The organism is Luteimonas yindakuii (assembly GCF_004803715.2).
GTDB lineage: Bacteria > Pseudomonadota > Gammaproteobacteria > Xanthomonadales > Xanthomonadaceae > Luteimonas > Luteimonas yindakuii.
Map to the genome: position 1 here is coordinate 2,492,764 of NZ_CP039383.2, position 26,380 is coordinate 2,519,143.

The following is a 26,380-nucleotide window of genomic DNA, read 5'->3' on the forward strand; positions in this document are numbered from 1 at the left end:
GGCAAGACGCGGATTGTGCCATGCGCCGCGTGCGCCGGCCATCCCGGGGCGGCGAGGCGTTATCGCATGCTACAAAGCCCACCTGATTGATCTGGATCAACCCGCGGATCCGCTTCGCCGGGGACAATTCGCACGAACCAGGAGATATGCATGGATTCCACACGCTTCGAGCCGGACAGTGCCGGCACGGCGGCGGCTTCGGCCGTGCGGGACGAGTACTACAACGATCGCGTCGTCCTCCAGTTCGCCGTCGCCACGGTGGTCTGGGGCGTCGTCGGCATGCTGGTGGGCGTGATCATCGCCGCCCAGCTGTACTGGCCGACGATGACCGACGGCATTTCCTGGCTGAGCTACGGCCGGCTGCGACCGCTGCACACCAACGCGGTGATCTTCGCCTTCGGCGGCAGCGCGCTGATGGCGACCAGCCTGCACGTGGTGCAGCGCACCTGCCACGTGCGGCTGATCTCCGACCGGCTCGCCGCGTTCGTGTTCTGGGGCTGGCAGGCGGTGATCGTCGCCGCCGTGGTCACCCTGCCGCTGGGCATGACCCAGGGCAAGGAATACGCCGAGCTGGAATGGCCGATCGACATCCTGATCACCGCGGTGTGGGTGTCGTACGCGGTGCTGTTCTTCGGCACGATCGCCAAGCGCCGGATCAAGCATATCTACGTCGCCAACTGGTTCTACGGCGCCTTCATCATCGCCGTGGCGCTGCTTCACATCGTCAACAACATCTCCATCCCGGTCGGCCTGGCCAAGTCGTACCCGGTCTACTCCGGCGCGGTCGATGCGATGGTGCAGTGGTGGTACGGGCACAACGCGGTCGGCTTCTTCCTGACCGCCGGCTTCCTGGGGATGATGTACTACTACGTGCCCAAGCAGGCGGGGCGCCCGATCTACTCCTACCGGCTGTCGATCGTGCATTTCTGGGCGCTGATCGCGGTCTACATGTGGGCCGGCCCGCACCACCTGCACTACACCGCACTGCCCGACTGGGTGCAGTCGGTGGGCATGGTTTTCTCGCTGATCCTGCTGGCGCCCAGCTGGGGCGGCGCGATCAACGGGATCATGACCCTGTCGGGTGTGTGGCACAAACTGCGTACCGACCCGGTGCTGAAGTTCCTCATCGTGGCGATCAGCTTCTACATGATCGCGACCTTCGAGGGCCCGATGATGTCGATCAAGACGGTCAACTCGCTGTCGCACTACACCGACTGGACGGTCGGCCACGTGCACGCCGGTGCGCTCGGCTGGGTGGCGATGATCTCGATCGGCGCCATCTACTCGATGCTGCCGCGCGTGCTCGGGCTGGCGAACATGTACTCGGTGCGCTGGATGGACCTGCATTTCTGGGTCCACACCCTCGGCGTGGTGCTCTACATCGTCGCGATGTGGATCGCCGGCGTGATGCAGGGCCTGATGTGGCGGGCGACCAATGACGACGGGATGCTGACCTACAGCTTCGTCGAGTCGCTCAACGTGACCTATCCGTACTACTTCGTGCGCCTGCTCGGCGGCGTGCTGGTGGTCGCGGGGATGGTGCTGATGGCCGCCAACGTCTGGAAGACGTTCGCCATGGCCGCGGGCAACGGCCCGGTGCGCAACCCCGTGCTGGCGCCCGCCGCCGACCCCGCCTGATCCGGAGCGACCGATGAGCAACAACCCGCACGAAAAGATCGAGAAGAACGTCGGCCTGATGGCGGTCCTGATCGCGGTGGTGGTGTCGTTCGGCGGCCTCGCCGAGATCGTGCCGCTGATGTACCAGGCCGAGGCCGTGGAGCCGCTGCCCGGCGTGGAACCCTATCCGGCGCTGGAGCTGGCCGGGCGCGACGTCTACGTCCGCGAGGGCTGCTACAACTGCCACTCGCAGATGGTGCGCACGCTGCGCTTCGAGACCGAGCGCTACGGCCACTATTCGCTGGCCGGCGAGTCGGTCTACGACCGCCCGTTCCAGTGGGGCTCCAAGCGCACCGGGCCGGACCTCGCCCGCGTCGGCGGCCGTTACTCCGACGACTGGCACCGCGTGCACCTGATCAACCCGCGCGACGTGGTGCCCGAGTCCAACATGCCGGGCTATCCGTGGCTCGAGGACCGCCTGGTCAGCGCCGGCGACGTGACCCGCCGCATGCGCGCGCTGCAGACCCTGGGCGACCCCTATAGCGACGAGCAGATCGCCGCCGCGGCCGAAGACGTGCGTGGCCGCACCGAACTCGACGCCGTGGTCGCCTACCTGCAGGGCCTCGGCCGCCACGCACCGAAGGGGCGCTGAGATGGTGTCCGGCATCGTGACCGTGATCCTGCTGCTGCTGTTCGTGGGTGGCTGGATCTGGGCCTGGAGCCCGCGGCGCAAGCGTGATTTCGACGAGGCCGCGCGCCTGCCGCTGGCCGATGACACGACACCTGGCGCCGACGACGGTGCGGACGCGCAGGCCAGCAACGAAGACGGGGAGACGAAACGATGAGCAATGGATGGTCGTGGTACGTGATCGTCCTGGTCGCGCTCAACATCGCCGGGTGTGCCTGGCTGTTGTGGTGGACCGCGCGCCGCCGTCCCGGCGACCCGGCGCCGACCGACACCAGCCACGTCTGGGACGGCGACATCACCGAGTACAACAAGCCGTTGCCGCGGTGGTGGATCAACATGTTCTACCTCACCATCGTCTTCAGCATCGGCTACCTGTTCTGGTACGGCGGCTGGGGCACGTTCCCTGGCTACAGCGGCTGGAGTTCGCAGGGCGAGCACGACGAGCAGCTGGCGCGCAACGCCACCCGCATCGAGGAGACGTTCGCGATGTACGCCGGGCGCGCTCTGCCCGAGCTCGCCGCCGATCCCGCGGCGCTGGCGATCGGGCGTTCGGTGTTCACCAACACCTGCGCGACCTGCCACGGCTCCACCGGCCGCGGTGCGGTCGGCTACCCGGACCTCGCCGACGGGTCCTGGCAATGGGGTGGCGAGCCCGAGCAGATCCTGGCGACGATCCTCGATGGCCGCGAAGGCGTGATGCCGCCCTGGGGCCAGGTGCTGACGGGCATGGGCGGCGACACCGCGATGACCGCGATCGTGGCGTACACCCGCTCGCTGTCGCGGCCGGCCAACCGCAACGACTACTTCGCCGCACGCGGCAAGCAGCTCTACGACGGCGTGTGCGTGGCCTGCCATGGCGTCGACGGCACCGGCAACGCCGCGCTCGGCGCGCCCGACCTGACCGACGACAACTGGCTGTACGGCGGCAGCCCGCAGGCCGTGCACGAGAGCATCGCCAACGGTCGCCATGGCGTCATGCCGGCGCACCGCGACCTGCTCGGCGAAACGCGTGCGCGGCTGGTGGCGGCATACGTGTGGTCGCTGTCGAATCCGCCCGCCACGGCGGCCGCATCGGCAGGCGCGCAGTGACCGGGGCGCCCCCCGTCTTCGACCATCCACCGCGCCCGCTGGCGCAGAAGCTCGGCGCCATCCTCTGGCCGAGCTTCTTCGCCGCGGGAGTGGCGACCATGGTGTTCTTCGCCCATGTCGATCCGCTCGCGCTGCGCGACATGACCTTCCCCGGACTGGCTCTGACCCGCGGACTCGGCTACACGGCCGGGTTTTTCGCGTTCTGGGCGGCCACGGCCGCGTCGAGCCTGTTCACCTGGTGGCTGCTGCGCCCCGCCAGCCGCTTCAACCGCGCCCTGCCGCGGGACGATTGAGCAAGAGATGTCCAGCCGTATTCCCCTGAAGATGCTCGATGACGACGCGGGCAGTCTGTATGTCAGCGAACGCAAGATCTATCCGCGCGAAGTTTCCGGACCGCTGGACCGGATGCGCAAGGTCGCGGTGGTCTGGCTGCTGGGGATGTTCTACCTGTTCCCGTGGTTGCGCTGGGACGGCCGCCAGGCGGTGCTGTTCGACCTGCCGGCACGGCAGTTCCACGTCTTCGGCCTGACCTTCTGGCCGCAGGACTTCGTGTTCCTGGCGCTGCTGCTGATCATGGCGGCGCTGGCGCTGTTCTTCTTCACCGCGCTGGCCGGACGGCTGTGGTGCGGCTACGCCTGCCCGCAAACGGTGTGGACCGAGGTCTTCCTGTGGATGGAGCGCTGGACCGAGGGCGACCGCGCCAGGCGGATCAAGCTCGACGCCGCGCCGTGGACCGCGGGCAAGCTCGCGCGCAAGGGCGCCAAGCACACGCTGTGGCTGGTGTTCGCGCTGTGGACGGGCTTCACCTTCGTCGGCTTCTTCACCCCGATCAGCGACCTCGCCGCGCGCGCGGTGCCGTTCGCCTGGGGCGGCTGGGAGATTTTCTGGGTGCTGTTCTACGCGCTGGCCACCTGGGGCAACGCGGGCTTCCTGCGCGAGCAGGTGTGCAAGTACATGTGCCCGTATGCACGCTTCCAGGGCGCGATGTTCGACCGCAACACGCTGATCATCGCCTACGACCCGATGCGCGGCGAGCCGCGCGGCCCGCGCAAGCGTGGCCTGCCCAGCGTGCTCGAGCGCGCGCGTGGCCTGCTCGACAACCTCACCGCCTACGACTACGTGTTCCGTGCCAGCAAGCATCCGTCGGCGGCCACGGCGAGCGCACAGGCGCGCGGCACCATCACCTGGGACGGCGACCTCGGCGAGGTGCAGCCGCTGCCGAAGTTCCAGTTCGAGGAATTGGGCGACTGCATCGACTGCACCATGTGCGTGCAGGTGTGCCCCACCGGGATCGACATCCGCAACGGCCTGCAGTACGAGTGCATCGCCTGCGGCGCCTGCATCGACGCCTGCAACAGCGTGATGGACAGGATGGGCTATCCGCACGGGTTGATCCGCCACTCCACCCAGAACGCCATCGACGGCAAGCCGACCCGGGTGCTGCGCCCCCGCGTGCTGGTGTACGGCGCAATCCTGCTTGCGGTGATGGCCGCCTGGGCCTGGGGCGTGGGCACGCGCAGCCCGCTGATCGCCGAGGTGCTGCGCGACCGCAATGCGCTCTACCGCGAGACCGCCGCCGGCATCGAGAACGGCTACGTGCTCAAGCTCGTGAACAAGTCCAATGCGCAGGCGGCCTATCGTGTGCAGCTCGATGGCGACGTCGACGGCATGCGGCTGCACGGCGACGGCACGGCGGTGACGCTGCAGCCGCAGCAGGTGCTGTCGCTGCCGCTCACGGTGACCGCACCGGCGGGCACGGGCGGGCGCCATGACCTGCGCTTCGTGGTGGAGGCGGTGGAGGGCGAGACCCACGCCGTGGTGGACAGCAGTTTCTTTGGACCGACGCAATGACCGACAAGACCGCCTTCTGGCGCAACCCCGTGCTGATGCTGGTCTTCATCCTGCCGGCAGTGGCCATCATCGCCGGCGTCGGCCTGGTGGTGATCGCCGTGCGCAGCGGCGGCTCCGATTCGGTCACCGAGAACGTGCGCCGCACCGCGCAGATCCAGACCGCCGACCTCGGTCCGGATGCCGTGGCCCAGCGCGAACGCCTGAGCGCGGTGATGCGGGTCGACGTCGAACAGGGCCTGGTGGAGGTGCTGCCCGTCACCGGCCGCTACCAGCGTGGCGAGCCCCTGTCGCTGACCCTGGTGCACCCGGCACGCGCGGCGCAGGACATCAGCCTCGAGCTTGCCCCGAGCGAGACCGGCTGGCGCACCGAGGCCGAGGTCGACATCGCCCACGACTGGAACCTGCGACTGGCCCCGGCGGATGCCGGCTGGCGCCTGCAGGGCCGCCTGGTGGGCGGGCAGTTTGCCGCCCACCTGCACCCGGCGCTGCAGGACGCCCCGGACGCGCCATGAGCGCGACCCTGTCCGGCAGCCCCGAGTCCGGGGCCGCGCGGGCCGCCGACGGCACCTGCCACCACTGCAGCGAGCCGCTGCCCGCACAGCCGGCACGACTGGCCATCGATGGACAGGCACACGAATTCTGCTGCGAGGGATGTGCCGCTGCCGCGCGCTGGATCGGCGAAGCCCGCCTCGGCGACTACTACCGGCTGCGCACGGCGCCGGCCACCCGCATCGATCCCGATGGCGGCGACCTGTCGCTGTGGGACCGCGAGGAGGTGCTGGCCGAGCACGCACGCGCGGTGCCCCGTGGACGCGAGATCACCCTGCTCACCGACGGCATGCGCTGCGCGGCCTGCGCGTGGCTGATCGACCGCGTGCTGGCGCGCGAGCCCGGCATCATCGACAGCGGCGCAAACGCGGTCACCGGCCGCATCCGCCTGAGCTGGGACCCCGCGCGCACCACGCTGTCGACGCCACTGGCGCGGCTGGCCGCGCTCGGCTACCGGCCCTACCTCGCCACCGGCGAGGCACGCGAGCGCGAACGCCGGCGCCAGCGCAACCGCGACCTGCTGCGCATCGGCATCGCCGGGCTCGGCGCGATGCAGGCAATGATGATGGCCGAGGCGCTGTACCTCGACATCCACGCCAGCATGCTGCCGGTCACCCGCGACTTCTTCCGCTGGCTGACGTTCCTGCTGTCGACGCCGGTGGTGTTCTACGCCGGCTGGCTGTTCATCGCCGGCGCCTGGCGCGAGCTGTCGCAGCGTCGCCTCGGCATGGACGTGCTGATCGCAGGCTCCACCCTGCTCGCCTGGGCCGCCAGCGTGTTCGAGACCGTGCGCGGCGGCACCCACGTCTGGTACGACGCCGCGGTGATGTTCGTGTTCCTGTTGCTGCTGGCGCGGATGCTGGAGCAGCGCGCACGGGCGCGCGCCAGCGCCCAGGTCGATGCACTGGCGCGTGCGCGGCCGGCATTCGCCGAGCGCGAACGCGACGACGGCAGCCGCGAGACGGTGCCGGTGGCCGCACTCGCACGCGGCGACATCGCCTGCGTCGCGGTGGGCGGCGTGGTGCCTGCCGACGGCATCCTGCTCGAGCCGTCGCGCTTCGAGGAAGCACTGCTCACCGGCGAATGGACCGCGGTCGCCCGCGAGGCCGGTGAGCGCGTCTACGCCGGCACCCTGTGCCGCGAGCGCCCGGCGCGGCTGCGCGTCGACGAGACCGGCACCGCCACCCGCCTGTCGCAACTGACCGCTCTGGTCGAGGCCGCGCAGGCGCAACGGCCGCCGCTGGCGCTGGCCGGCGAACGCATCGCCCACCACTTCGTCGCCGCGCTGTTGGTCACCGCGGTCTGCGTCTACGTCGGATGGCGCATCCACGATCCGTCGCGCGCGCTGGAAGTGGTGCTGGCCCTGCTGGTGATCAGCTGCCCCTGCGCGCTGGCGCTGGCGGTGCCCACGGCACTCGCCACCGCGCATGGCGCGCTGGCGCGGATCGGCGTGCTGGCGCTGGGCGAGCGCGCGCTGGAACGCCTGGCGGCCGCCACCGACATCGTGTTCGACAAGACCGGCACGCTCAGCGACGGGCGGCCGGTGCTGGCCGGGATCGAGACCTTCGACGGCTTCGAACGCGACACCGCCCTGGCCATTGCCGCCGCCCTGGAACGCGACAGTGGCCATCCGCTGGCGCAGGCGTTTGCCGGCATCGACGGGCCGCAGGCGATGGCCGTGCAGGCGCATGCCGGCGCCGGCATCGAGGGCACGGTCGACGGCGTGCGCTGGCGGCTCGGCCACGCCGGCTTCGCTGCAGGTCAAGCGGATGACGAAGGCATCCGGCTCGGCGACGGCACCCGTGCGATCGCGCATTTCCGCATCGAGGAAGCCGCGCGCCGGGATGCCGCCGACACCGTGGCGCAGTTGCGTGCGCTCGGCCTGCGCGTGCACCTGTCCAGCGGCGATGCCGATGCCCCGGTGCACGCGTTCGCTGCGCGGCTGGGGATCGAACACGCCCATGCGCGGCAGCGGCCGGAGGACAAGCTCGGTTATGCGCGCGCCCTGCAGGCGCAGTCGCGGGTGGTGGCGATGGTCGGCGATGGCGTCAACGACGCGCCGGTGCTGGCCGGTGCCGATGTGTCGCTGGCGATGGCCGAGGGTGCGCCGCTCGCCCAGCAGTCGGCCGACCTGGTGCTGACCGGGCGCACCCTGCAGCGGGTGCCGCAGGCGATCGCGATCGCCCGGCGCACGCGGCAGGTGATCCGTCAGAACCTTGCCTGGGCCGCGGGCTACAACGTCATCGCGGTGCCGCTGGCCGCGGCCGGCTGGGTCACGCCATGGCTGGCGGCGCTGGGCATGGCGCTGTCATCGCTGCTGGTGGTCGGCAATGCGCTGCGGCTGGCACGCATGCCGGTGCAGGCAGGCGCGAAGTCCACCGCCCAGGATGCAGCGGGACCACGCGTGGCCGCGGCATCGGCTGCGCACACGCCGCACGGGACCGGCGGCGCGGCATGAACATCCTGCTGCTGCTGATCCCGCTCAGCCTGCTGCTGTTGCTTGCCGCGGTCGGTGCCTTCGTGTGGGCGGTGCGGCGCGGCCAGTTCGACGACCTCGACACGCCCGCCATCGACATCCTCGTCGACGAACCGCCGCAGGCGCGTGGGCCACGCGCGGATGCAGGCGCGCCGGCCGACACCGCGCCGCACGCGGACGCGCCGCAGTCCACGCGCTCCGGCCACGATGCCGATTGACTGGCTGACCCTCGGCGCCGCGCTGCTGGCCGGCCTGATGGGCGGTGCCCACTGCGCGGCGATGTGCGGCGGCATCGCCACCGGGTTCTCGGCGATGTCGCCCGGCGGCGGCTGGCGCCGGGCGCTGGAACCGAACCTCGGCCGCATTGGCGGCTACGTGATCGCAGGGGCGGTCGCCGGTGGCATCGGCCACGGCATCCTGCGCGTGGCGCGGCTGGACTGGCTGGCCTGGGGCCTGCGCGCGGCCGTCGGGCTGGTGCTGGTGGTGGTGGCGCTGCGCATGCTTGACACGCGCGGCCGGCTGGGACGGCTGTCGCGTCCGGCCAGCGGCCTGTGGACGTGGCTGCGTCCACTGCAGCAGCGCCTGCTGCCGGCCGATACCAGCGCCAGGCGCATCGGTCTCGGCGTGCTGTGGGGCTGGTTGCCCTGCGGGCTCAGCACCACCCTGCTGGCCGCGGCCTGGCTGCAGGCGGATGCGCGCAATGGCGCACTGACCATGCTCGCGTTCGGCCTGGGCACGCTGCCGCTGATGGTGCCGCTGACCTGGTCGGGTGCACGCATCGGCCGCTGGCTGCAGCAGCCGCGCTGGCGCAGGAGCGCCGGCCTGCTGGTATTCGCGGCCGGCCTGCTGACGCTCGCGGCGCCGTGGCTGATGCAGGTGCCGGCGCTGCACGGCGTTCTGGTCGCACTGGGTTGCGTACCGCCGCGGTTTTCCTGAACCATCGCCGACCTTTCCCGGCGCATCGAGGGTGGAACCGGCCCACGCCTGACCTGGATCAATTCCTCCCGTGCGGGTGCGGCCCACACTGTGCCCATCGAACCACCACGCCCCACTGGAGCACACGATGATCCGCCACCTCTCCGCCTCCGCCCTGCTCTGCGCGCTCGGTTTCGCCGCACTCGCGGTGTCCGCCCCGGCCCAGGCCTCGGGCTGCAGCGCCACCGTCGAAGGCAACGATGCGATGCAGTTCTCCACCCGCGCGCTGAACGTGCCGGCCTCGTGCAAGGAGTTCACCGTCACCCTCAAGCACACCGGCCAGCTGCCGGTGGTGGCGATGGGCCACAACATCGTGGTCGGCAAGACCGCCGACATCACCGGCATCAATGCCGACGGCATGGCCGCGGGCGCCGCGAACAACTACGTCAAGCCGGGCGATGCACGGGTGATCGCCGCCAGCTCGCTGGTCGGCGGCGGCCAGACCACCTCGTTCAAGATTCCGGTCAACCGGCTCCGTGCGGGCGAGGACTACACCTTCGTCTGCACCTTCCCCGGCCACGCCGCGATCATGCGCGGCAAGCTGACCCTGGCGCAGTAGGCCTGCGCTGCCCGCCGGGTTCCGGCCCGGGCGTGTCCCGGGCGGCACCGGCACGACCGGCGCCGCCCGCTGTCGTTTCCGGAGCACATGCCGCCATGACCGCCGATGACCTGCCCAGCCGCGACGATCTCGCACGGCTGGTCGACCGTTTCTACGACAAGGTGCGCGAGGACGACCGGATCGGTCCGGTGTTCAATGCCGCCATCGACGACTGGGACGCGCACAAGGCCACGCTGGTCGAGTTCTGGAGCTCGGTCATCCTCGGCAGCGGCAGCTACCGCGGCAATCCGATGGCCGTGCACCGCCCGCACCCGATCACCGCCGGGCACTTCGCCCACTGGCTCGCGTTGTGGCGCGAGACCGCGGCCGAGGTGCTCGCACCGCACCACGCGGCGCTGCTGCACGACCGCGCGCAACGCATCGCCACCAGCCTGCGCTACGGCCTCGGGCTGGATCCCGACCGCCCATTGCGGCGCAGCACCGCCTGCACGCATCTGCAGCGCGATTGATTCGGGTCAAGGCGAAGCCGCCGGTGCCGGCCTAGTCTGGCCGCATGCCTGATTCGCCCACCCACGACATCGACCTGCTGCGGCGCTACGACCGCCCCGGCCCGCGCTACACCTCCTATCCGACCGCGCCGCAGTTCGGCGCCGGCTTCGGCGAGGCGCAGCTGCGCGAAGCGGTGCTGGCCAGCAACGGCGACCCGGTGCCGCGCCGGCTGTCGCTGTACCTGCACGTGCCGTTCTGCATGAGCCCGTGCTTCTACTGCGGCTGCAACCGCATCATCACCCGCGACCTCGCGCGCGGCGAACACTACCTGGTGCGCCTGTACCGCGAGATCGCGGCGATGGCCGCGCTGTTCGACCGCGACCGCGAAGTCATCCAGGTGCACTTCGGCGGCGGCACGCCCAACTTCCTGTCACCGGCGCAACTGGCCGAGGTGCTGGACACGCTGCGCCACCAGTTCCTGTTCTCGTCGAGCGCCGAGCGCGACATCTCGATCGAGCTCGATCCACGTTTCGTCGCCCCCGCCGACATCGCCGACCTGGCCGCCGCCGGCTTCAACCGCGCCAGCCTCGGCGTGCAGGATTTCGATCCCGACGTGCAGGCCGCGGTGAACCGCATCCAGTCGGTGGAAGAGACCGTGGCGATCATCGAGGCGTGTCGCCAACACGGCTTCCGCTCGGTCAACGTCGACCTCATCTACGGCCTGCCGCGACAGACCCTGGAAGGCTTCGGCCGCACCCTCGACACCGTGGTGCAGGCGCGTCCCGACCGCCTGGCGGTGTATGGCTACGCGCACCTGCCCGAGCTGTTCCGTCCGCAGAAGCAGATCGACGCCGCCGAGCTGCCCGACGCCGCCACCCGCCTCGCGCTGCTGCAGCTGGCGATCAGCACGCTCACCGCCGCCGGCTACGTCTACATCGGCATGGACCACTTCGCGCTGCCCGACGACGACCTCGCCACCGCGCAGGCGCGCGGCGGCCTGCACCGCAACTTCATGGGCTACACCACCCATGCCGACACCGACCTGGTCGGGCTGGGCGTGAGTGCGATCAGCCATATCGGCGACACCTTCAGCCAGAACCCGCGCGACCTGCCGGGCTGGCAGATCGCGCTCGACGAAGGCCGGCTGCCGGTGTTCCGCGGCATGCGCCTGAGCGACGACGACCAGCTGCGCGCGGACCTGATCCAGGCCCTGATGTGCCAGGGCGCGATCCCCGTCGGGGCGCTGGAACGCCGCTACGACATCGAATTCGACCAGTATTTCGCCGCCGAACTCGAACGCCTGCAGCCGCTGGTCGACGACGGCCTGGTGCGGATCGGCCCCGGCTGGATCCGCGCCACCTCGCAGGGCCGGCTGCTGTTGCGTAACATCGCGATGTGCTTCGACCGATACCTGCACCAGCCAGTCATCCATCCCGGCAGCGGCAGTCCGCGGTTCTCGCGTGCCATCTGAGCACGCGGGCGTACGCGATTTGAACGCCACCACGTTCCCGCGCCAGGACGCGAGCACCCTCGCCGACGACGGCGACGCGCTGCATTTCTGCTCGACCTGCGCGTTCTCCCAGGCCTGCATGGCCGAGGGCATGGCGAAATCCGACCTGCTCGACCTGCACATGCTGGTGGAGCATGTCGGACCGCTGCGCGCCGGCGACCACGTGTTCCGCGCCGGCGATGCCTTCGAGGCGATCGCGGCGGTGCGTTCGGGCACCGTCAAGACCTACACCGTCGACCGCGATGGCCACGAGCACGTGCTCGGGTTCTATTTCCCGGGCGAGGTGATCGGCCTCGATGGCATCCATGACGACCGTTACCCGTGCAACGCGGTGGCGCTCGACACGGTGATGCTGTGCCGGTTCTCGTTCCCGAAGATCTCGGTGCTGGCGGCGCAGCTGCCGGGCCTGCAGAAGCACCTGTTCCGCCTGCTCAGCCGCGACATCGGCCGTGCCGCACTGCTGGCCGGCGACTGGACCGCCGACCAGCGCATGGCGGCGTTCCTGGTCGGGCTGTCGCGCCGGCTTGCGGCGCGCGGCTTCTCGCCCAGCCGCTTCCAGCTGACGATGCCGCGCACCGACATCGCCAACTACCTGCGCCTGGCGCCGGAAACGGTGAGCCGGGTGCTGCGGCGGTTCCAGGAGAACGGGCTGTTGCGGCTGGACCGTCGCGAGGTGGAACTGCTGCAACGTGCCGAGCTCGACGCCCTCGCCGAGCCGCTGCTGGGCTGAGCCGCACGGGAACGTGGCGGTTGCGCGTGGCAGTCGCCTGCCCCGACGTTGCCGGCTGCAACTTCAGCGTGACCTGGATCAAGGCACCTGCGCGGGTTACCGTCGATCCTGACGCCCATGGACCCGCATCCCGCTCCCCCACCGTCGCGCGTGTCGCCGCGCCTGCTCGGCGCCGCACCGCACCGGCTGATGTTCTTCATCGGCGCCGGCAACCTGCTGCTGGCGATGGCCTGGTGGGCGGCGTGGCTGGCGGCGGCCCGGTGGCCGCCGCTGTCGATGCCGCAACCGCAGCCGTACGCCGGCTGGCTGCATGCCTTCGTGATGCAGTACCAGGTGCTGCCCAGCTTCTTCTTCGGCTTCCTGCTCACCACCTTTCCGAAGTGGACCGGCCAGCCGGAGTTCGAACGCTGGCGCTACGTGCCGGTGGGTCTGGGCCTGATGGGCGGGCAGCTGTGCACCCTGCTGGGCGCGCTGGGCTGGGAGGCGGGCATCGTCGTCGGCCTGCTGATGACCGTCGCCGGCTGGACCGCGGGCCTCGCGACGCTGGCACCGCTGCTGTGGCGCGAGCAGGGCGTGACCTGGCATGCGCGTTCGTGCATCGCCGCACTGTCGCTGGGCCTGGTCGGCGTGCTGGCATGGACCGCGTTCGTGCTGGGCGCATCGCCGTTGTGGGCATTCGCCAGCATCAAGCTGGGGACGTTCGGCCTGCTGTTGCCGGTGTACGTTACCGTCGCCCACCGCATGTTTCCGTTCTTCGCCAGCCGGGTGACGCCGGGGTACCAGCCGTGGCGGCCGCTGTGGCTGCTGGCGCTGTTCTGGCCGCTGGTGCTCGCCCACCTGGTACTGGAGCTGTTCCACGCCTATGCGTGGCTGTGGCTGGTCGACCTGCCGCTGCTGGCGTTGACCGCGACGATGCTGTGGCGCTGGTGGCCACGTGCGCGGACGCCGGGGATCCTCGCGGTGCTGTTCATCGGCCTCTCGTGGCTGCCGCTCACCTTCGCGCTGTACGCCGGGCAGAGCGTCGCCTATGCACTGACCGGCGTGTACTGGCTCGGCCGCGGCCCGGCGCATGCGCTGTTCATCGGCTTCTTCGGCAGCGTGCTCATCGCCATGGTCACGCGCGTCACCCAGGGCCATTCCGGCCGGCCGCTGGCGATGTACACCGCGGCATGGTTCGCCTTCCTCGCGATCCAGCTGGTGGCGGTGATGCGGGTGGTGGCGGAGATCGTGCCGGATGCCATGGCCTGGCAGGTGGCCGCGGCGCTGGGCTGGCTGGTGGCCTTCGCGCCGTGGGTGGCGCGCATCGGCCGCATCTATCTCAGCCCGCGCGCCGACGGCCGGCCCGGCTGATCCATGCGCAAGGACAGGACCCAATGATCGAGTTCTACCCGCAGATCAGGCACGCCCATATCGGCCTGGCACTGGCCAGCGGCGCACTGTTCGCGCTGCGCGGTGGCGCGGCGTTGGCCGGCATGCACTGGCCGCACCGGCTGGCGGTGCGGCGGGCGAGCTGGGGCATCGATACCGCCCTGCTCGCCGCGGCGTTGCTGCTGCTCACTGTCCTGCCCGGTGCGATGTACGCCAACGGCTGGCTGGCGGTGAAGGTCTGCCTGATCGTGGTCTACGTGGTGCTGGGCATGTTCGCGATGCACCGCGGGCGCACGCGCGCGATGCGTGCGCTGTTCTATGTCGCCGCGCTGGCCACCTTCGCGATGGTCTACACCATCGCGCGCACCCATCACCCGCTGGGCGTCCTGTATGTCCATTTCCCCTGACCGCTCGGCACCGGCCGTCACCGGCGCGACGCACGACGGCGAGCGCGACTGGATCACACACGCGCTGGCGCTGCTGCGCCAGGAAGCCGCGCGCTCGGCCGATACCCACCTGCTGAAGCTCGCCTTCGCCGGTTTCCCCGGCATCGACTTCTACTTCAAGGACGAGGCCGCGCATCCCACCGGCAGCCTCAAGCACCGCCTGGCGCGTTCGCTGTATCTGTACGCGTTGTGCAATGGCCGCCTGCGTGCGGGGCAGCCGGTGGTGGACGCATCCTCGGGCAGCACAGCGATCTCCGAGGCCTGGTTCGCGAGCCTGCTCGGGCTGCGCTTCACCGCGGTAATGCCCGCCTGCACCGCACCGCGCAAGATCGCCGAAGTCGAGGCACTGGGCGCGCACTGCGACCTGGTGGACAACCCGGCCATGGTGCACGCGCGGGCCGCCTGGCATGCCGCCGCCGGGGCCTGCCACCTCGACCAGTTCGGGCTGGCCGAACGCGCCACCGACTGGCGTGGCAACAACAACATTGCCGAGTCGATCCTCGGCCAGCTCGCCGGCGAACCGCATCCCGAGCCGGCATGGATCGTCTGCGGTGTCGGCACCGGCGGCACCTCCGCCACCATCGGTCGCTACCTGCGCTATCGAGGGCTGCGCACGCGGCTATGCGCCGCCGAGCCCGCGGGCAGTGCGTTCGTGCATGGCTGGCGCGACCGCGACCGTGGTGCGGTATGCAGTCGCCCGACGGTGATCGAGGGCATCGGCCGACCGCGGGTGGAGCCGGGGTTCCTGTTCGAGATCGTCGATGACGTGGTCGAGGTCGCCGACGTCGATTCGATTGCCGCGATGCAGGTACTCGAGCGCCACCTCGGCCGTCGCTACGGCGGTTCGTCCGGCACCAACCTGGTGGCCTGCCTGCGGCTGGCCACGCGGATGCGTGCGCAGGGCGAACGCGGCAGCATCGTCAGCCTGCTCTGCGACCCCGGCGAGCGCTATGACGCGACGCTGGCGAACCCCGACTGGCTGCGTCGCCATGGTCTCGACCCGGCGCCTGTCGCGAACGCCCTGCACGCGACGATCGAGACCGGCCGCTGGCATCCGTCCGGCAGCGCGGCCTGATCATTCCGTGGCAATCGCGCAGCCGGCTCAATGCAGCGGATGCGCGGCCATGGGCCCCGGGAACCCCGGATCGTCGAACAGCCGCGGGTAGTCGGCGACGGCGTCGCGCATCGTGGCCAGCGGCGCCAGGTCTTCGGGGTCGTCGCGCAGCGCCTGCGTGCCGGCCATCACCCGTGCCAGCACGCCGTGCAGGGCGACGTCCGGCTCGGCCTCGAGCTCGCAGTGCTCGAACATGTAGGCCACCGCCGCATCCGCTTCCGACGCCAGCCGCAGCGCATGCTGCGCATCACCGGTGTTCGCGCCATCCAGCGCCGCATGCAGCCGCCGCATGCCGGCCATCAGCGGCGCATCCGGCGTCCACTTCACGTCCGGAGCGTCGAGCGGCGAGCGGTGCGTCGAGTGATTCGCGTGGTCCGCGTGCGTGGCGTGCGTGGCGTGCGTGGCGTGCGCGGCGTGTGCGGCGTCCGCGGCGTCCGCGGCGTCCGCCGCGTGGCCATGCCGGTCCGCATGCGACTGCGCCGTCGGCGCGGGGCTGTTGTGGTGGCCGGCATGCGAGTGCGCCGGTGGCGCCGCGTGTGCCAGCCCCGCGGACACGGCGAACGCCGCCGCCAGCAGCGTGAGCTTCAGCATGGCGGCCATCAGCTGCAGCCTCCGCAGCACTCGCTGCCCTCGCCGTGGACCGGCGCACGCAGCACGGCGAAGTCGATCACCACCTCGCCCGGCTGGCGTTGCACGTAGTCGACTGCGAGCTGGTCGCCATAGCGTTCGCGCAACTGCGCAAGCAGCGGCAGCGGGTCGTGGTCGTTGATGAAGCGCATGCCCTCGCCCGGCTGCAGCGTGTCGAGCGCGCCGAACAGCGCGTCATGGCGGAAGCGGCGGCCGACGCCGCGGGCATCGAACGGGTGGAGCTGGAGGTCGAGTTCGCTGATGGCGTTCATGGCGCACCTGGGTGTGTGGACACCTGCAGGATGCGGCCCGCACCCTGCGCGATCATTGACATGGATCAGGTGGCCGGCAGTCGCTGTCGGTTCCAGCGCTCAATAACTGACATTGAGCTTGACCCAGGCGGTGCGTCCCGGCTCGTTGATCCGCACCGCGTCCGCGGGATAGCCGAAGTCCGCGTTGCCGGCGAGGTTGAGGTGCTCGCTGTAGGCACGGTCGAACAGGTTGTCGATCCCCGCGCTCACACGCATCGTGCTGCCAAGCCGGTAACCGGCATTGACCGCGAGGGTCGCGAAACCCGGGCTGGTGCCGATGTCCTGGCCGACGACGTTGCCGTAGCCCGGTGCCACCCGCTCCTGCACGGCCACCGACCGCAGCAGCATGCCGGCCGACCAGCTGCCGTTATCCCAGGCTGCCGTCAGGCGTGCCTCCAGCGGCGGCATCTGCGGCAACGGCCGCCCGCTGTCGCGGTCCTCGCCGCGCGCATGGGCAAGGCTGCCGCCAAAGGTCCACTGCGTGTCCGGCCGGAACTCCGCGCCCAGCTCGGCGCCGTGGATCCGCGCGTCGATATTGTGGGCGGCGGAACTGCTCCGGCCCATGGCGCCCGCCACGTAGCGGAACTGGATGTAGTCCCCGATACGTCCGGCATAGGCCGAGGCCCAGGCATTGAAGCGCTTGCCGCGGTACTCGAACCCGACGTCGAGCTGGGTGGTCTTCTCCGTGGCGAGGCCGGCAAATGCATTCGTCGTGCCGATCGGGCCCATGTCGGGCGAGAACAGCTCCCAGTAGTCGGGCATGCGCGTGGTGTGGCCGAGCCCCGCGAACCAGCTCATCGGCTGGTCGGCGACATCGCGCTCGTAGCGGACGAAGGCCGCCGGCAGCGTTGCCGCACGCGTAACGCCGGCGGTGGGGTTCGGACGGACCATGCCCATCGTGCCGAGCGTCGCGCGCTCGTCGGTGGCTTCGGCGCGATCGACGCGTGCACCCGCGACGAGCCGGTTGCGGTCGTCGACATGCCAGGTGCCTTCGCCGAACACGCCGAGGTTGGCGAAGCGCGCATCGGTGCGCCACGGCTGGGCCAGGTAGGCATCGCGGCCGCTGGCGTTGCGGCGGCGGTGCCGGCCGTCCTGGCCGTCGATCCCGGCCACCAGCTCCCATGCATCGGCGCGCCAGGTCGCGGCTGCACGCCCGCCGCTGGTGCGGCGCTCGACGTTGGAGGCCATCGCCATCGGCATCATGCCGCCGGGCACCGGCGTGCGCAGGCTGTAGTTGTCCATCACGTGGTCGGCGCGGTTGCTGTAGATGCTGGCCTCCCATTCCGCGAGAGGGCCGTCGAGGTTGCGCTTGACGATCCGCAGCGCGAGGTTCTCGCGGTCGAACTGCGAACCGTCCATGCCGCGGGTGGCGTAGCGGGCCTCGCCATCGCCGACGCCGGCGGACAGTTCCACCAGTGTGTCGGCGTCAGGCGTCCAGCCCAGCGCAAGGTCGGCATTCCACTTCTTCCACGCCGAGGCGACGCGATGGCCGTCGCCATCGCTGTAGTCGTCGGCCTCGGAACGGTTCGCGCTGGCCCGCGCATAGCCGGGTCCGCTGCCCCAGGTCAGGTCGGCGACCTGGTCATTGCGGCCTGCGGACCCGCCGAGCAGGCTGCCGGCGAACTTCAGCGTCGGCGCGTCGAACACCTCGCGGTCGCGCTCGAAGCGCACGGTGCCGGCGGAGGCGCCCGGGCCCCACAGCACGGTCTGCGGGCCTTTCACCACCACCAGGCGGTCATAGGTTTCGGGTGCGATGTAGGACATCGCGTTGTCCATCCGCGACGGGCAGGCGCCGGGCATGGCGCCGTCGTTGGTGAGCAGGTTCAGCCGCGAGCCGAACATGCCACGCAGCACCGGATCGCCGTTGGTGCCGCCGTTGCGCACCACGGCGAAGCCGGGAATGGTCTTCAGATAGTCGGCACCGTCGCTGGCGGGTACCGGCTGGCGCGGGACGCGCGGATCGGTTTCGAAGGTCAGGGGCGAGACCGGCATCATCGCGGTGACCACCACCGCATCGAGATCGACCGGCACCATCGGATCGTGGACGTGGACATCGGCGGCAAGCGCCGCGGGGGCGAACAGGACCGCGAGGATGGCGATCGTCAGGCAAGCCTGTGGCGTCGCCGGACTTCTGCAAGTCGACATGGGGTGCTCCGGGGCATTCGTTGGACGCGCGGACTGCGCCGCGCACGCATGAGCTGTCGGGCTCAGGCGTACGGCGGACCGCGTGACCCCAGCCCGGTTGGATACCGACCGGCATCCCGTGCATCCGCACGCCGCAGCCCCGGTTTGTCCGGCGCCACCAGTGGCACCGCCACCAGTGCCCAGCGTGGCGCCGGCACCGCGCTTGCGAGCAGCGGGCAATAGCCACAGTCGGCGCTGGCGGTGTCCACGGGCAGCGACGGCTGCCGGGCACCATCGTCGGTGCCGGCGTGCGCCTGCCCGCCGGTCGCCACGCTCGCCATGTGCCCGGCATGTGCCGCGCCCGCACCGGCGATGCGACCGGCCGCCGGCAACAGCGCAAGCGACAACGCAGCACCGAGTGCGAGGTGACAGATCCAGCGGTGGACGCGGCGACGGCTCATCGTGGAGCGAGTCTGCGCGTGCGTCCGCGCCCCATTCACTGATCTGGGTCAAGCGCCGATGCGGGTGCGTACGGTGCAGCGTCCGGCTTGACGCAGGTCATGGTCGTGAATGGGCGCGATCCCCACGATGCATTCCAGGCACCACGAACCCCAAGAAGGAAGCATCGAAATGAAAGACCTGATCCTGCTGTTCGCCCTCGCGGCTGCCGCCGGCTTTACGCCGCAGGCGATCGCGGCGCGCGAGGCCGCCGCCGACGTGACCCCCGTCGCGGACATCACCTTCAGCATGCGCACCGAGATCTCCAACGGACAGCTGGTCTTCGTCGGCAATGCCGGCGCGATCAAGGACGTGGTGAACCCCGAACTCAGGGTGCCCGAAGGCGCGGTGGTGGCCATCACCGTGACCAACGGCGACGGCGCCATGCACGACATCGCGGTCCCGGATTTCGGCGTGCAGTCCGACCAGATCGTCGGCCAGGGCTCGTCGACCACCATCGTGTTCCGTGCCGCCAAGGCCGGCACCTTCGAATACGTCTGCACCATCCCCGGGCACCGCGCCGCCGGCATGTTCGGCAAGCTGATCGTCGGCGACGTCGAGGAAGTGGTGAGCACCGCGGTCGACATCGCCAAGAACCCGATGGAGGTCGACACGCCGGTTGGCGATCGCGCGCCGCAGCACATCAGCTACGACCTGCTGACCACCGAGGTCGAGGGCCGGCTGTCGGATGGCAGCACGTACCGCTACTGGACCTTCAACGACACCGTACCGGGGCCGTTCCTGCGTATCCGCACGGGCGATACGGTCACCATCAACCTCAAGAACGCCGACGACAGCGTCAACATCCACTCGGTCGACTTCCACGCCGTGACCGGCCCCGGCGGCGGTGCCGCGGTGACCCAGGTCGCCCCCGGCCAGACCAAGAGCTTCACCTTCAAGGCGCTCAACCCGGGCCTGTACGTCTACCACTGCGCCACGCCGATGATCGCCCACCACATCTCCAACGGGATGTACGGGATGATCCTGGTGGAGCCGGAAGGTGGCCTGCCCGCGGTCGACCGCGAGTTCTACATCATGCAGGGCGAGCTCTACACCGCGCAGAAACACGGCTCGCGCGGGCTGCAGGAGTTCTCGGTGGACAAGCTGCTCGACGAGAACCCCGAACACCTGATGTTCAACGGCTCGATGGAGGCGTTGACCAAGACCTACCGGATGGAAGCCAACGTCGGCGAGACCGTGCGCATGTACTTCGGCGTCGGCGGACCCAACCTGATCTCCAGCTTCCACGTGATCGGCGAGGTCTTCGACCGGGTGTTCGACCAGGCCTCGCTGACGAGCCCGCCACTGACCGACGTGCAGACCACGCTGGTGGCACCGGGTGGTGCGACAGTGGTGGAGTTCAAGGTCGACTACCCCGGCAAGTACATCCTGGTCGACCACGCGCTCTCGCGCGCGGAGAAGGGCCTGGCGGGTTTCCTCCACGTCAACGGCGCGGCGGATCCGACGATCTTCAACACCAGCGAAGCGATCGACCACGCCTCGGGACACTGAGGCAGCCGGACAACCGGGGCGCCTATGGGCGTCCCGGTTTTTGTGTGCTCAGGCGTAGCGGGTCGGGTCGGCCAGGCCGGCGCCCGCGAACCCCTCGGCACGCAGGCGGCAGGCATCGCAGTCGCCACACGCACGGCCCTGCGCATCGGCGCGGTAGCACGACACCGTGGCGGCGAAATCCACGCCCAGGCGCACGCCTTCGGCGGCGATCTGCGCCTTGCTCATCCGCAGCAGCGGCGCATGCACGCGGATACCGGCACCTTCCACGCCGGCACGGGTGGCGAGATTGGCCAGCCGTTCGAACGCCTCGATGAACTCCGGGCGGCAATCGGGGTAGCCGGAATAGTCGACGGCGTTGACCCCGCAGTAGATGTCGGCCGCGCCCAGTACCTCGGCCCAGCCCAGCGCGATCGACAGCATGATGGTGTTGCGCGCCGGCACGTAGGTCACCGGGATGCCGTCGCCACCGGCGGCGGGCACTTCGATGTCATCTGTCAGCGCGGAGCCGCCGATGCTGCGCAGGTCCACCGCGACCACCTTGTGCTCGACCGCGTCCGCGGCCATGCGCGCGGCGGCCTCCAGCTCCGAGGTATGGCGCTGGCCATAGGCGACGCTGAGCGCATGCACCGCATGGCCGCGCTCGCGGGCGATGGCGAGGACGACGGCGGAATCCATGCCACCGGAAACGAGGACGACGGCTTTTTTCATGGGACTCGGGAATCGGAACTGGGCGAGGGTGATGCGTGATGGGTGAAAACGTGATTGGTAATCGTGATTCGTGATTCGTGATTCGAAAGAGCGTACGGGCGGCGCAAGGCACACCGGGGGGGCGACGTCCGAATCACCAATCACCGATCACCAATCACTGCTTAGCCATCACCGCCCCGGCTCGTCATTCCACAACAGCTTGTGCAGTTGCAGCTGGAAGCGCACCGGCAGGCGGTCGGCGACGATCCAGTCGGCCAGCGCGCCCGGATCGACCTCGCTCTTGCTGGGCGAGAACCACACCTCGCAGCGTGCGGCCAGCGCGTGCTCATGGACGACGCCGCGCGCCCACTCGTAGTCGGCACGCGAGCAGATGACGAACTTCACCTGGTCGTGCGGGGTCAGCAGCGCGATGTTGGCCCAGTGGTTGCGGTGCACCTCGGCCGAGCCGGGGGTCTTGATGTCGAGCACGCGCGATACCCGCGGGTCGACCTCGCCGATGTCGAGCGCGCCGGAGGTTTCCAGCGACACCGTGTAGCCGGCATCGCACAACCGGCGCAGCAGCCCGATGCAGCGCTTCTGCGCCAGCGGCTCGCCGCCGGTCACGCAGACGTGGCGCACGCCGTGCGAGGCGACCTCGGCGAGGATCGCGTCGATCCCATGCCATTCGCCGCCATGGAAGGCGTAGGCGGTATCGCAGTACTGGCAGCGCAGCGGACAGCCGGTCAGGCGCACGAACACCGTCGGCCAGCCGGCATCGCGGGCCTCGCCCTGCAACGACAGGAAGATCTCGGTGATGCGCAGCCGGTCGGCCACCGGCGCGGCGGCTTCGGAGGCGGCGGGAATCATGGGCGGCATTGTAGCCGCCGGGCGTGCGCCGGGCCTGAAGCCCGGCTGCGTCAGCGCAGTCGGCTGAGCTGGATCGCGCGCAGGCGGTCGTCGGCGGTGCGCGCGGCGTCGGTGCCGGGATAGCGCTTGCCAACGTTGCCCAGGGTGGCTTCGGCGGCGTCGAGATCACGCAGGCCGTACTGCGACAGGCCGACCTTCAGCAGCGCGCCCGGCGCCTTGTCGCTGTCGGGAAAACGGCCGATCAGCGCCTGGAACTGCTGCTGGGCCAGTTCGTAGTTCTGGGTGGCGTAATAGCTCTCGCCCAGCCAGTACAGCGCGTTGGCCGCGTAGGCCCCATCCGGGTACTGGCCGAGGAAATCCTGGAACAGGTTGGCCGCGTCGGCATAACGGCCGCCGCGCAGGGCGTCGAATGCGCCCTCGTAGGCCGCACGTTCGTCGGCCGGGGCGGCCGCACGCGGTGAAGGAACGTTCCGCGGCGGAGGCGCGGGCAGCACGCCGCCGGCATTGCCGGCAGGCGCACCGGTGGATGCCTGCGGCGGATCGGGCAGGGTCGCGCCCGTGCCGCCAGTCCCGCTCTCGATGCGGTTGAGGCGTCCGTCGATATCGAGGTACTGCGCGCGCGAGGTCGACTTCAGCTGCTCGTTCTGCTGTTGCAGGTCCTCGAGTTGCGAACGCAACGCCTGCACCTCGCCACGCAACTGCGTGAGCTGGTTGAGCAGGTCCATGTTGCCCTGGTTGGCGGCGGCCTGCTGTTCAAGCACGGCCACGCGATCGGCCAGGCTTGCGCGCTGGCCGAATGCGGGCGCGGCCGCCACAAGGGCGGCCGCGACCAGGGTGGATACGATCAGTCCACGCATGCCGATCAACGGGCGGTGTACACGATCTCGACGCGACGGTTGCGGGCCCAGCAGTCTTCGCTGGTCTCGGTGCAGACCGGGCGCTCTTCGCCGTAGCTCACGACGGTCAGCTGGGTGCCCGAGCCACCGCTGGCCTGCAGGGCCGACGACACGGCGTTGCCGCGGCGCTCACCCAGGCCAAGGTTGTACTCACGGCTGCCGCGCTCGTCGGCATTGCCTTCCATCGTGATGCGGGCCGACGGGCGGTCGCGCAGGTACTTGGCGTGGCAGGCCATGGCCGCCTGGAACTCGGGACGCAGCGATTCCTGGTCGAAATCGAAGTAGACCACGCGCTGGCGCAGGCAGGCATCGGTATCAAGATCTTCCGGGCCATAGGCGCCGCTGGTCGGCTGCTGCGGCTGGGTCACGGTGCTGGTGCCGGGGGTGGTGGTCTGCGGCTCTTCCTTGACGCGCTTGGAGCAGCCGACAACGGCAACACACAATGCAGCGGCGAGCAGGACTCGGGTGGTGATGTTCATCTCGTCGTTCCCTAGGTGGTGGTTCAGGCGGTTCAGATTGATTGAGTGGATGTGCAGGCCGCGTCAGCGCTGTTCACGGTAAGGTCCCCATGCCGGTTCGCGGACGTCACCGTCCGCAAGCACCAGCCTTTGACGGACCCGTCCGTCTGCCGAAACGGCATACAGCACTCCCCGCCGCCCCTCGCGTGCCGCATACAGGATCATGCTGGCGTTCGGAGCGAAGCTCGGCGATTCGTCGAGCGACCCCGGCGACAGCGTGGACCAGCGAGGACTCCCCAGGCTGCGATCCAGCACGGCGATACGGTACACGTTACCTGAACCTTGTGCCACGGCGATCTTGTGGCCGTCGTACGACACGCTGGGATCGGCGTTGTAGTTGCCCTGGAACGTCACCCGCGTGGCGCTGCCTCCGCTTGCGGGCACCTGGTAGACCTGCGGGCGGCCGCCGCGATCGGAGGTGAAGTAGACGCTGCCGCCGTCGTGGCTCCAGGCCGGCGAGGTGTCGATGCCGAAGTGGTTGGTGAGCTGGGTCAGCGCCTTGCTGCCGAGGTCCATCACGTAGATCTCGGGGTTGCCGCTGCGCGACAGCGTCAGCGCCAGCCGTCGGCCGTCGGGCGAGAACGCCGGCCCGGAGTTGATGCCGCGGAAGCTGGACACCAGTTCGCGGCCGCCGGTGTTGATGTCCTGGATATAGATCGAGGAATTGCGGCGCTCGAAGCTGACATAGGCGAGCTTGCTGCCATCGGGACTCCACGAGGGCGACAGCAGCGGCTCGTTGGAGCGCACCACGGTCTGCGGGTTGTGCCCGTCCGAATCGGCGACGATCAGTGCATAGCGCGCGTTTTCGCCGACGCCGGTCTGGGTGACATAGGCGATCCGGGTCCAGAAGGCACCGCGCACGCCGAGGATCTTCTCGTAGACCGCATCGGCGATCTGGTGGGCAACGTCGCGCATCGAGCCCGAGCGCGCGGTCATCGCCATGCCGACCAGGCGCTCCTGCTTGGCGACGTCGAACAGCTCGTACTCGACGCGGTAGGCGCCGGCGCCGGCATCCAGCACGCGCCCGACTACCAGGAAGTCCTGCCGCAGCACGCGCCAGGTCGGGTACTGCACCTCGCTGCCGCGGGTCGGGCGTTCGACGATGTCGCGCTCGGGCAGGGTGCGGAACTGGCCGGAGCGGTCGAGGTCGGCGCGGATCACCGCGGCGATGTCGGTATCCGGCGCGCTGCCGGAGCCCTGGTAGGGCATCGGCACCACCGCGATCGGCAGCGCCGAGGCATGACCGCCGACGATGTCGATCTCGAGGCCCTGCTGCTGGGCCGCGGCGAGCGACGGCAGGAACAATGCGAGCAGGAGCAGCAGGCAACGTGTCATCGGTTTCATCTAGGCACCTGGTCTTGAAGGAAAGGCTTCGCATCCGCGTGCACGGAAGCGCTCGACAGCTTGGCCGCGCGACCCGAAGCGTCCGGTGAACACGCGACGGGTCATCGATCCTGGGCGGTGAAGTTGAGGTTGAGGCGGCGGTTGAACACCGATTCGAAGCCCGCGTACGGCAGCGGCGCGGCGCGGCGCACCGCGGCCTCGACCGAACGGCGGCCCAGCGCGTCGTACGGGCAGGCGGCGTCGAACTCGACGTTCATCACCTCGCCGCCGGGCAGCTGGGTGATGTAGATGCGGCAGCGCTGGCCGATCGCCACGTTGTCGGGCCGGGTCCATTCGCGGGCGATCGCCTCCTGCAGCGCGGCGGCGTACTTCGCCGCGAGGTCGCTGCTGCCGTCGGGACGCCCGGGCGGCGGACTCGCGGCCGGCGCCGATGCAGCTTCGGCGGCCTGGCGGGCGCGCGCGTCGGCGATCTGCTTGAGGCGTTGTTCGGCCTGCTCGGCCTCGCGGCGGATGCGCTCGCGCTCGGCCTGCAGCTTGCGCAGTTCCTCCTGGCGCTGCTGCTGGGCCAGCCGCCGACGCTGCTCGGCCTCTTCCTGGCGCTTGCGTTCGGTCAGGTCGAGCTGCTCCTGGCGACGACGTTCCTCCTGCTCGCGCTCCGCCCTGAGCTCGGACTCGGCCTCGCGGCGCGCGGCATCCTGGTCGACAGTGTCCGGTTCGGGCACGCGCTCCTGCGGACGCGGCTGTGGCGCGACCTCGGCATCCTCCGGCACCGGTGCCGGCAGCGGCTGCGGCGGCGGTGCGGCCTCCTCTTCCACCGGCTCGGATTCCGGTTCCGGCAGTGGCTCGGGCTGCGGCGGCGGATCCGGCAGCGGCGCGGGCTCGGCGGTCAGCGCCCGGCGCTGCGCGGCGGTCAGCGCATCGGGATCGATGATGTCGGCGGTCACCGGCGAGCCGAACGCGGGTTCGGCCCGGCGCTGGGTCCAGTCGAGGCCGAACACCAGTAGCAGGACCAGCAGGACATGCAGGCCCAGCGCGAGGACGACCGCCTGGACCGTATCGGCGCGCTGCTGCCGCATCAGCCCCCCGACTCGAGCGGGCGGCTCAGCAGGCTGACCCTGGTCACCCCGGCCTCGTTGATCGCGCTGATGGCATCCATGATCAGCTGGTAGCTGGCGGCGCCGTCACCGCGCACCAGGATGGTGGCTTCGGGGTTCTGCGAGTGGATCGCACGCAGCCGGGCCATCAGGTCGTCGCGGGTGAGCTCCTGGTTCTGCTGCTCGACCATCAGCGCGAGGCGGCCGTCGGGATACACGCTGACCACCACCGGATCCTTCGGCGCGCCCAGCGAGCGTGCGTTGGAATCCGGCAGGTTGACGTCGGTGCCGAGGTTCAACAGCGGCGTGGTGACCATGAAGATGATCAGCAGCACCAGCATCACGTCGATATACGGCACGACGTTGATTTCGTTCTTCAGCTTGCGGCGCTTGTGGCGGCGCATGGTCACGGACATGGGGGTGGTCCTCGCAATCGGGGCG

General features: G+C 70.1%; 29 protein-coding genes. 18 read left to right on the top strand and 11 right to left on the bottom strand.

Features of this window, described 5'->3' with window-relative positions; genetic code table 11:
• Positions 1-150 precede the first annotated feature (150 nt).
• From ccoN to E5843_RS11645, 17 genes are all read left to right on the top strand, one after another.
• On the top strand, positions 151-1,638 hold the full coding sequence (gene ccoN, locus E5843_RS11565; protein ID WP_136412706.1) for a cytochrome-c oxidase, cbb3-type subunit I: 1,488 nt from the start codon (positions 151-153) through the stop codon (positions 1,636-1,638).
• A 13-nt stretch (positions 1,639-1,651) separates the two neighbouring features.
• The gene (ccoO, locus tag E5843_RS11570; protein ID WP_134674079.1) at positions 1,652-2,269 is read left to right on the top strand and encodes a cytochrome-c oxidase, cbb3-type subunit II; all 618 of its coding nucleotides are present in this window, start codon (positions 1,652-1,654) and stop codon (positions 2,267-2,269) included.
• Position 2,270: 1 nt separating this feature from the next.
• Positions 2,271-2,462 (top strand): cbb3-type cytochrome oxidase subunit 3, encoded by a 192-nt coding sequence (locus E5843_RS11575; protein WP_134674080.1) that lies wholly within the window; start codon positions 2,271-2,273, stop codon positions 2,460-2,462.
• Positions 2,459-3,394, top strand: a complete 936-nt coding sequence (ccoP, locus tag E5843_RS11580) for a cytochrome-c oxidase, cbb3-type subunit III (protein ID WP_134674081.1) — start codon at positions 2,459-2,461, stop codon at positions 3,392-3,394. The genes E5843_RS11575 and ccoP overlap by 4 nt, the downstream gene beginning before the upstream one ends.
• Positions 3,391-3,687, top strand: a complete 297-nt coding sequence (locus E5843_RS11585) for a hypothetical protein (RefSeq protein WP_134674082.1) — start codon at positions 3,391-3,393, stop codon at positions 3,685-3,687. The genes ccoP and E5843_RS11585 overlap by 4 nt, the downstream gene beginning before the upstream one ends.
• A gap of 7 nt (positions 3,688-3,694) precedes the next feature.
• Positions 3,695-5,245, top strand: a complete 1,551-nt coding sequence (locus E5843_RS11590) for a 4Fe-4S dicluster domain-containing protein (protein WP_136412707.1) — start codon at positions 3,695-3,697, stop codon at positions 5,243-5,245.
• Entirely contained in the window at positions 5,242-5,757 is a 516-nt protein-coding gene (locus E5843_RS11595; RefSeq protein ID WP_134674084.1) for a FixH family protein, read from the top strand. The genes E5843_RS11590 and E5843_RS11595 overlap by 4 nt, the downstream gene beginning before the upstream one ends.
• Positions 5,754-8,252: a heavy metal translocating P-type ATPase gene (locus tag E5843_RS11600; protein ID WP_136412708.1), complete on the top strand. Its 2,499-nt coding sequence runs from the start codon at positions 5,754-5,756 to the stop codon at positions 8,250-8,252. The genes E5843_RS11595 and E5843_RS11600 overlap by 4 nt, the downstream gene beginning before the upstream one ends.
• Positions 8,249-8,488, top strand: a complete 240-nt coding sequence (gene ccoS, locus E5843_RS11605; RefSeq protein ID WP_134674086.1) for a cbb3-type cytochrome oxidase assembly protein CcoS — start codon at positions 8,249-8,251, stop codon at positions 8,486-8,488. The genes E5843_RS11600 and ccoS overlap by 4 nt, the downstream gene beginning before the upstream one ends.
• Positions 8,478-9,206, top strand: coding sequence for a sulfite exporter TauE/SafE family protein (locus E5843_RS11610; RefSeq protein ID WP_136412709.1), 729 nt, complete (start codon positions 8,478-8,480; stop codon positions 9,204-9,206). Before ccoS ends, E5843_RS11610 begins: the two co-directional genes overlap by 11 nt.
• 127 nt (positions 9,207-9,333) lie before the next feature.
• A complete protein-coding gene (gene azu, locus E5843_RS11615) occupies positions 9,334-9,804 on the top strand; it encodes an azurin (protein ID WP_136412710.1) in 471 nt (156 codons plus the stop codon).
• A gap of 95 nt (positions 9,805-9,899) precedes the next feature.
• A complete protein-coding gene (locus tag E5843_RS11620) occupies positions 9,900-10,313 on the top strand; it encodes a group III truncated hemoglobin (protein WP_136412711.1) in 414 nt (137 codons plus the stop codon).
• 44 nt (positions 10,314-10,357) lie between these two features.
• Entirely contained in the window at positions 10,358-11,764 is a 1,407-nt protein-coding gene (hemN, locus tag E5843_RS11625; RefSeq protein ID WP_141066015.1) for an oxygen-independent coproporphyrinogen III oxidase, read from the top strand.
• A 19-nt stretch (positions 11,765-11,783) separates the two neighbouring features.
• The gene (locus tag E5843_RS11630; RefSeq protein WP_244240773.1) at positions 11,784-12,533 is read left to right on the top strand and encodes a helix-turn-helix domain-containing protein; all 750 of its coding nucleotides are present in this window, start codon (positions 11,784-11,786) and stop codon (positions 12,531-12,533) included.
• A 117-nt stretch (positions 12,534-12,650) separates the two neighbouring features.
• A complete protein-coding gene (locus E5843_RS11635) occupies positions 12,651-13,883 on the top strand; it encodes an NnrS family protein (protein ID WP_136412712.1) in 1,233 nt (410 codons plus the stop codon).
• A 23-nt stretch (positions 13,884-13,906) separates the two neighbouring features.
• Positions 13,907-14,308 carry a SirB2 family protein gene (locus E5843_RS11640; protein ID WP_136412713.1) on the top strand — a complete coding sequence of 134 codons (402 nt, stop codon included), beginning with the start codon at positions 13,907-13,909 and terminating at the stop codon, positions 14,306-14,308.
• Positions 14,292-15,422 carry a PLP-dependent cysteine synthase family protein gene (locus tag E5843_RS11645; RefSeq protein ID WP_136412714.1) on the top strand — a complete coding sequence of 377 codons (1,131 nt, stop codon included), beginning with the start codon at positions 14,292-14,294 and terminating at the stop codon, positions 15,420-15,422. The genes E5843_RS11640 and E5843_RS11645 overlap by 17 nt, the downstream gene beginning before the upstream one ends.
• Before the next feature lie 27 nt (positions 15,423-15,449).
• On the opposite strand, the gene E5843_RS11650 is transcribed toward E5843_RS11645, so the two are convergent.
• From E5843_RS11650 to E5843_RS11665, 4 genes are all read right to left on the bottom strand, one after another.
• Positions 15,450-16,061, bottom strand: coding sequence for a DnrO protein (locus E5843_RS11650; protein ID WP_136412715.1), 612 nt, complete (start codon positions 16,059-16,061; stop codon positions 15,450-15,452).
• Positions 16,061-16,360, bottom strand: coding sequence for a DUF2249 domain-containing protein (locus tag E5843_RS11655; RefSeq protein WP_136412716.1), 300 nt, complete (start codon positions 16,358-16,360; stop codon positions 16,061-16,063). The genes E5843_RS11650 and E5843_RS11655 overlap by 1 nt, the downstream gene beginning before the upstream one ends.
• A gap of 99 nt (positions 16,361-16,459) precedes the next feature.
• The gene (locus E5843_RS11660) at positions 16,460-18,544 is read right to left on the bottom strand and encodes a TonB-dependent copper receptor (protein ID WP_141066016.1); all 2,085 of its coding nucleotides are present in this window, start codon (positions 18,542-18,544) and stop codon (positions 16,460-16,462) included.
• A 62-nt stretch (positions 18,545-18,606) separates the two neighbouring features.
• Positions 18,607-18,984, bottom strand: coding sequence for a DUF2946 family protein (locus tag E5843_RS11665; protein ID WP_136412717.1), 378 nt, complete (start codon positions 18,982-18,984; stop codon positions 18,607-18,609).
• A gap of 169 nt (positions 18,985-19,153) precedes the next feature.
• On the opposite strand from E5843_RS11665, the gene nirK reads away from it, so the two are divergent.
• On the top strand, positions 19,154-20,533 hold the full coding sequence (gene nirK / locus E5843_RS11670) for a copper-containing nitrite reductase (RefSeq protein ID WP_136412718.1): 1,380 nt from the start codon (positions 19,154-19,156) through the stop codon (positions 20,531-20,533).
• Between the two features lie 48 nt (positions 20,534-20,581).
• On the opposite strand, the gene queC is transcribed toward nirK, so the two are convergent.
• The 7 genes from queC to tolR all read right to left on the bottom strand — a co-directional run bounded on the left by queC (position 20,582) and on the right by tolR (position 26,355).
• A complete protein-coding gene (queC, locus tag E5843_RS11675; protein WP_136412719.1) occupies positions 20,582-21,241 on the bottom strand; it encodes a 7-cyano-7-deazaguanine synthase QueC in 660 nt (219 codons plus the stop codon).
• A gap of 168 nt (positions 21,242-21,409) precedes the next feature.
• Positions 21,410-22,087, bottom strand: a complete 678-nt coding sequence (queE, locus tag E5843_RS11680; protein ID WP_136412720.1) for a 7-carboxy-7-deazaguanine synthase QueE — start codon at positions 22,085-22,087, stop codon at positions 21,410-21,412.
• Between the two features lie 50 nt (positions 22,088-22,137).
• Positions 22,138-22,944, bottom strand: coding sequence for a tol-pal system protein YbgF (gene ybgF, locus E5843_RS11685; RefSeq protein WP_134674100.1), 807 nt, complete (start codon positions 22,942-22,944; stop codon positions 22,138-22,140).
• Between the two features lie 5 nt (positions 22,945-22,949).
• Complete coding sequence (gene pal / locus E5843_RS11690) at positions 22,950-23,462, bottom strand: peptidoglycan-associated lipoprotein Pal (RefSeq protein WP_134674101.1); 513 nt, start codon at positions 23,460-23,462, stop codon at positions 22,950-22,952.
• Between the two features lie 63 nt (positions 23,463-23,525).
• Positions 23,526-24,845 carry a Tol-Pal system beta propeller repeat protein TolB gene (gene tolB, locus E5843_RS11695; RefSeq protein ID WP_136412721.1) on the bottom strand — a complete coding sequence of 440 codons (1,320 nt, stop codon included), beginning with the start codon at positions 24,843-24,845 and terminating at the stop codon, positions 23,526-23,528.
• Positions 24,846-24,946: 101 nt separating this feature from the next.
• A complete protein-coding gene (locus E5843_RS11700; RefSeq protein ID WP_136412722.1) occupies positions 24,947-25,921 on the bottom strand; it encodes a TonB C-terminal domain-containing protein in 975 nt (324 codons plus the stop codon).
• Positions 25,921-26,355, bottom strand: a complete 435-nt coding sequence (gene tolR / locus E5843_RS11705; RefSeq protein ID WP_136412723.1) for a protein TolR — start codon at positions 26,353-26,355, stop codon at positions 25,921-25,923. The genes E5843_RS11700 and tolR overlap by 1 nt, the downstream gene beginning before the upstream one ends.
• Positions 26,356-26,380: the final 25 nt, after the last annotated feature.

What these genes read in the sequence shown, in the direction of transcription:
- E5843_RS11655 (WP_136412716.1), bottom strand. Translation starts at nt 16,360, where the DNA reads ATGAACGCCATCAGCGAACTCGACCTCCAGCTCCACCCGTTCGATGCC.
- E5843_RS11645 (WP_136412714.1), top strand. Translation starts at nt 14,292, where the DNA reads ATGTCCATTTCCCCTGACCGCTCGGCACCGGCCGTCACCGGCGCGACG.
- queC (WP_136412719.1), bottom strand. Translation starts at nt 21,241, where the DNA reads ATGAAAAAAGCCGTCGTCCTCGTTTCCGGTGGCATGGATTCCGCCGTC.
- ccoO (WP_134674079.1), top strand. Translation starts at nt 1,652, where the DNA reads ATGAGCAACAACCCGCACGAAAAGATCGAGAAGAACGTCGGCCTGATG.
- E5843_RS11640 (WP_136412713.1), top strand. Translation starts at nt 13,907, where the DNA reads ATGATCGAGTTCTACCCGCAGATCAGGCACGCCCATATCGGCCTGGCA.
- tolR (WP_136412723.1), bottom strand. Translation starts at nt 26,355, where the DNA reads ATGTCCGTGACCATGCGCCGCCACAAGCGCCGCAAGCTGAAGAACGAA.
- queE (WP_136412720.1), bottom strand. Translation starts at nt 22,087, where the DNA reads ATGATTCCCGCCGCCTCCGAAGCCGCCGCGCCGGTGGCCGACCGGCTG.
- E5843_RS11590 (WP_136412707.1), top strand. Translation starts at nt 3,695, where the DNA reads ATGTCCAGCCGTATTCCCCTGAAGATGCTCGATGACGACGCGGGCAGT.
- hemN (WP_141066015.1), top strand. Translation starts at nt 10,358, where the DNA reads ATGCCTGATTCGCCCACCCACGACATCGACCTGCTGCGGCGCTACGAC.
- ccoN (WP_136412706.1), top strand. Translation starts at nt 151, where the DNA reads ATGGATTCCACACGCTTCGAGCCGGACAGTGCCGGCACGGCGGCGGCT.
- E5843_RS11600 (WP_136412708.1), top strand. Translation starts at nt 5,754, where the DNA reads ATGAGCGCGACCCTGTCCGGCAGCCCCGAGTCCGGGGCCGCGCGGGCC.
- ccoP (WP_134674081.1), top strand. Translation starts at nt 2,459, where the DNA reads ATGAGCAATGGATGGTCGTGGTACGTGATCGTCCTGGTCGCGCTCAAC.
- ccoS (WP_134674086.1), top strand. Translation starts at nt 8,249, where the DNA reads ATGAACATCCTGCTGCTGCTGATCCCGCTCAGCCTGCTGCTGTTGCTT.
- E5843_RS11635 (WP_136412712.1), top strand. Translation starts at nt 12,651, where the DNA reads ATGGACCCGCATCCCGCTCCCCCACCGTCGCGCGTGTCGCCGCGCCTG.
- pal (WP_134674101.1), bottom strand. Translation starts at nt 23,462, where the DNA reads ATGAACATCACCACCCGAGTCCTGCTCGCCGCTGCATTGTGTGTTGCC.
- E5843_RS11660 (WP_141066016.1), bottom strand. Translation starts at nt 18,544, where the DNA reads ATGTCGACTTGCAGAAGTCCGGCGACGCCACAGGCTTGCCTGACGATC.
- E5843_RS11665 (WP_136412717.1), bottom strand. Translation starts at nt 18,984, where the DNA reads ATGAGCCGTCGCCGCGTCCACCGCTGGATCTGTCACCTCGCACTCGGT.
- E5843_RS11620 (WP_136412711.1), top strand. Translation starts at nt 9,900, where the DNA reads ATGACCGCCGATGACCTGCCCAGCCGCGACGATCTCGCACGGCTGGTC.
- E5843_RS11700 (WP_136412722.1), bottom strand. Translation starts at nt 25,921, where the DNA reads ATGCGGCAGCAGCGCGCCGATACGGTCCAGGCGGTCGTCCTCGCGCTG.
- E5843_RS11575 (WP_134674080.1), top strand. Translation starts at nt 2,271, where the DNA reads ATGGTGTCCGGCATCGTGACCGTGATCCTGCTGCTGCTGTTCGTGGGT.
- E5843_RS11650 (WP_136412715.1), bottom strand. Translation starts at nt 16,061, where the DNA reads ATGGCCGCCATGCTGAAGCTCACGCTGCTGGCGGCGGCGTTCGCCGTG.
- E5843_RS11595 (WP_134674084.1), top strand. Translation starts at nt 5,242, where the DNA reads ATGACCGACAAGACCGCCTTCTGGCGCAACCCCGTGCTGATGCTGGTC.
- azu (WP_136412710.1), top strand. Translation starts at nt 9,334, where the DNA reads ATGATCCGCCACCTCTCCGCCTCCGCCCTGCTCTGCGCGCTCGGTTTC.
- nirK (WP_136412718.1), top strand. Translation starts at nt 19,154, where the DNA reads ATGAAAGACCTGATCCTGCTGTTCGCCCTCGCGGCTGCCGCCGGCTTT.
- ybgF (WP_134674100.1), bottom strand. Translation starts at nt 22,944, where the DNA reads ATGCGTGGACTGATCGTATCCACCCTGGTCGCGGCCGCCCTTGTGGCG.
- tolB (WP_136412721.1), bottom strand. Translation starts at nt 24,845, where the DNA reads ATGAAACCGATGACACGTTGCCTGCTGCTCCTGCTCGCATTGTTCCTG.
- E5843_RS11610 (WP_136412709.1), top strand. Translation starts at nt 8,478, where the DNA reads ATGCCGATTGACTGGCTGACCCTCGGCGCCGCGCTGCTGGCCGGCCTG.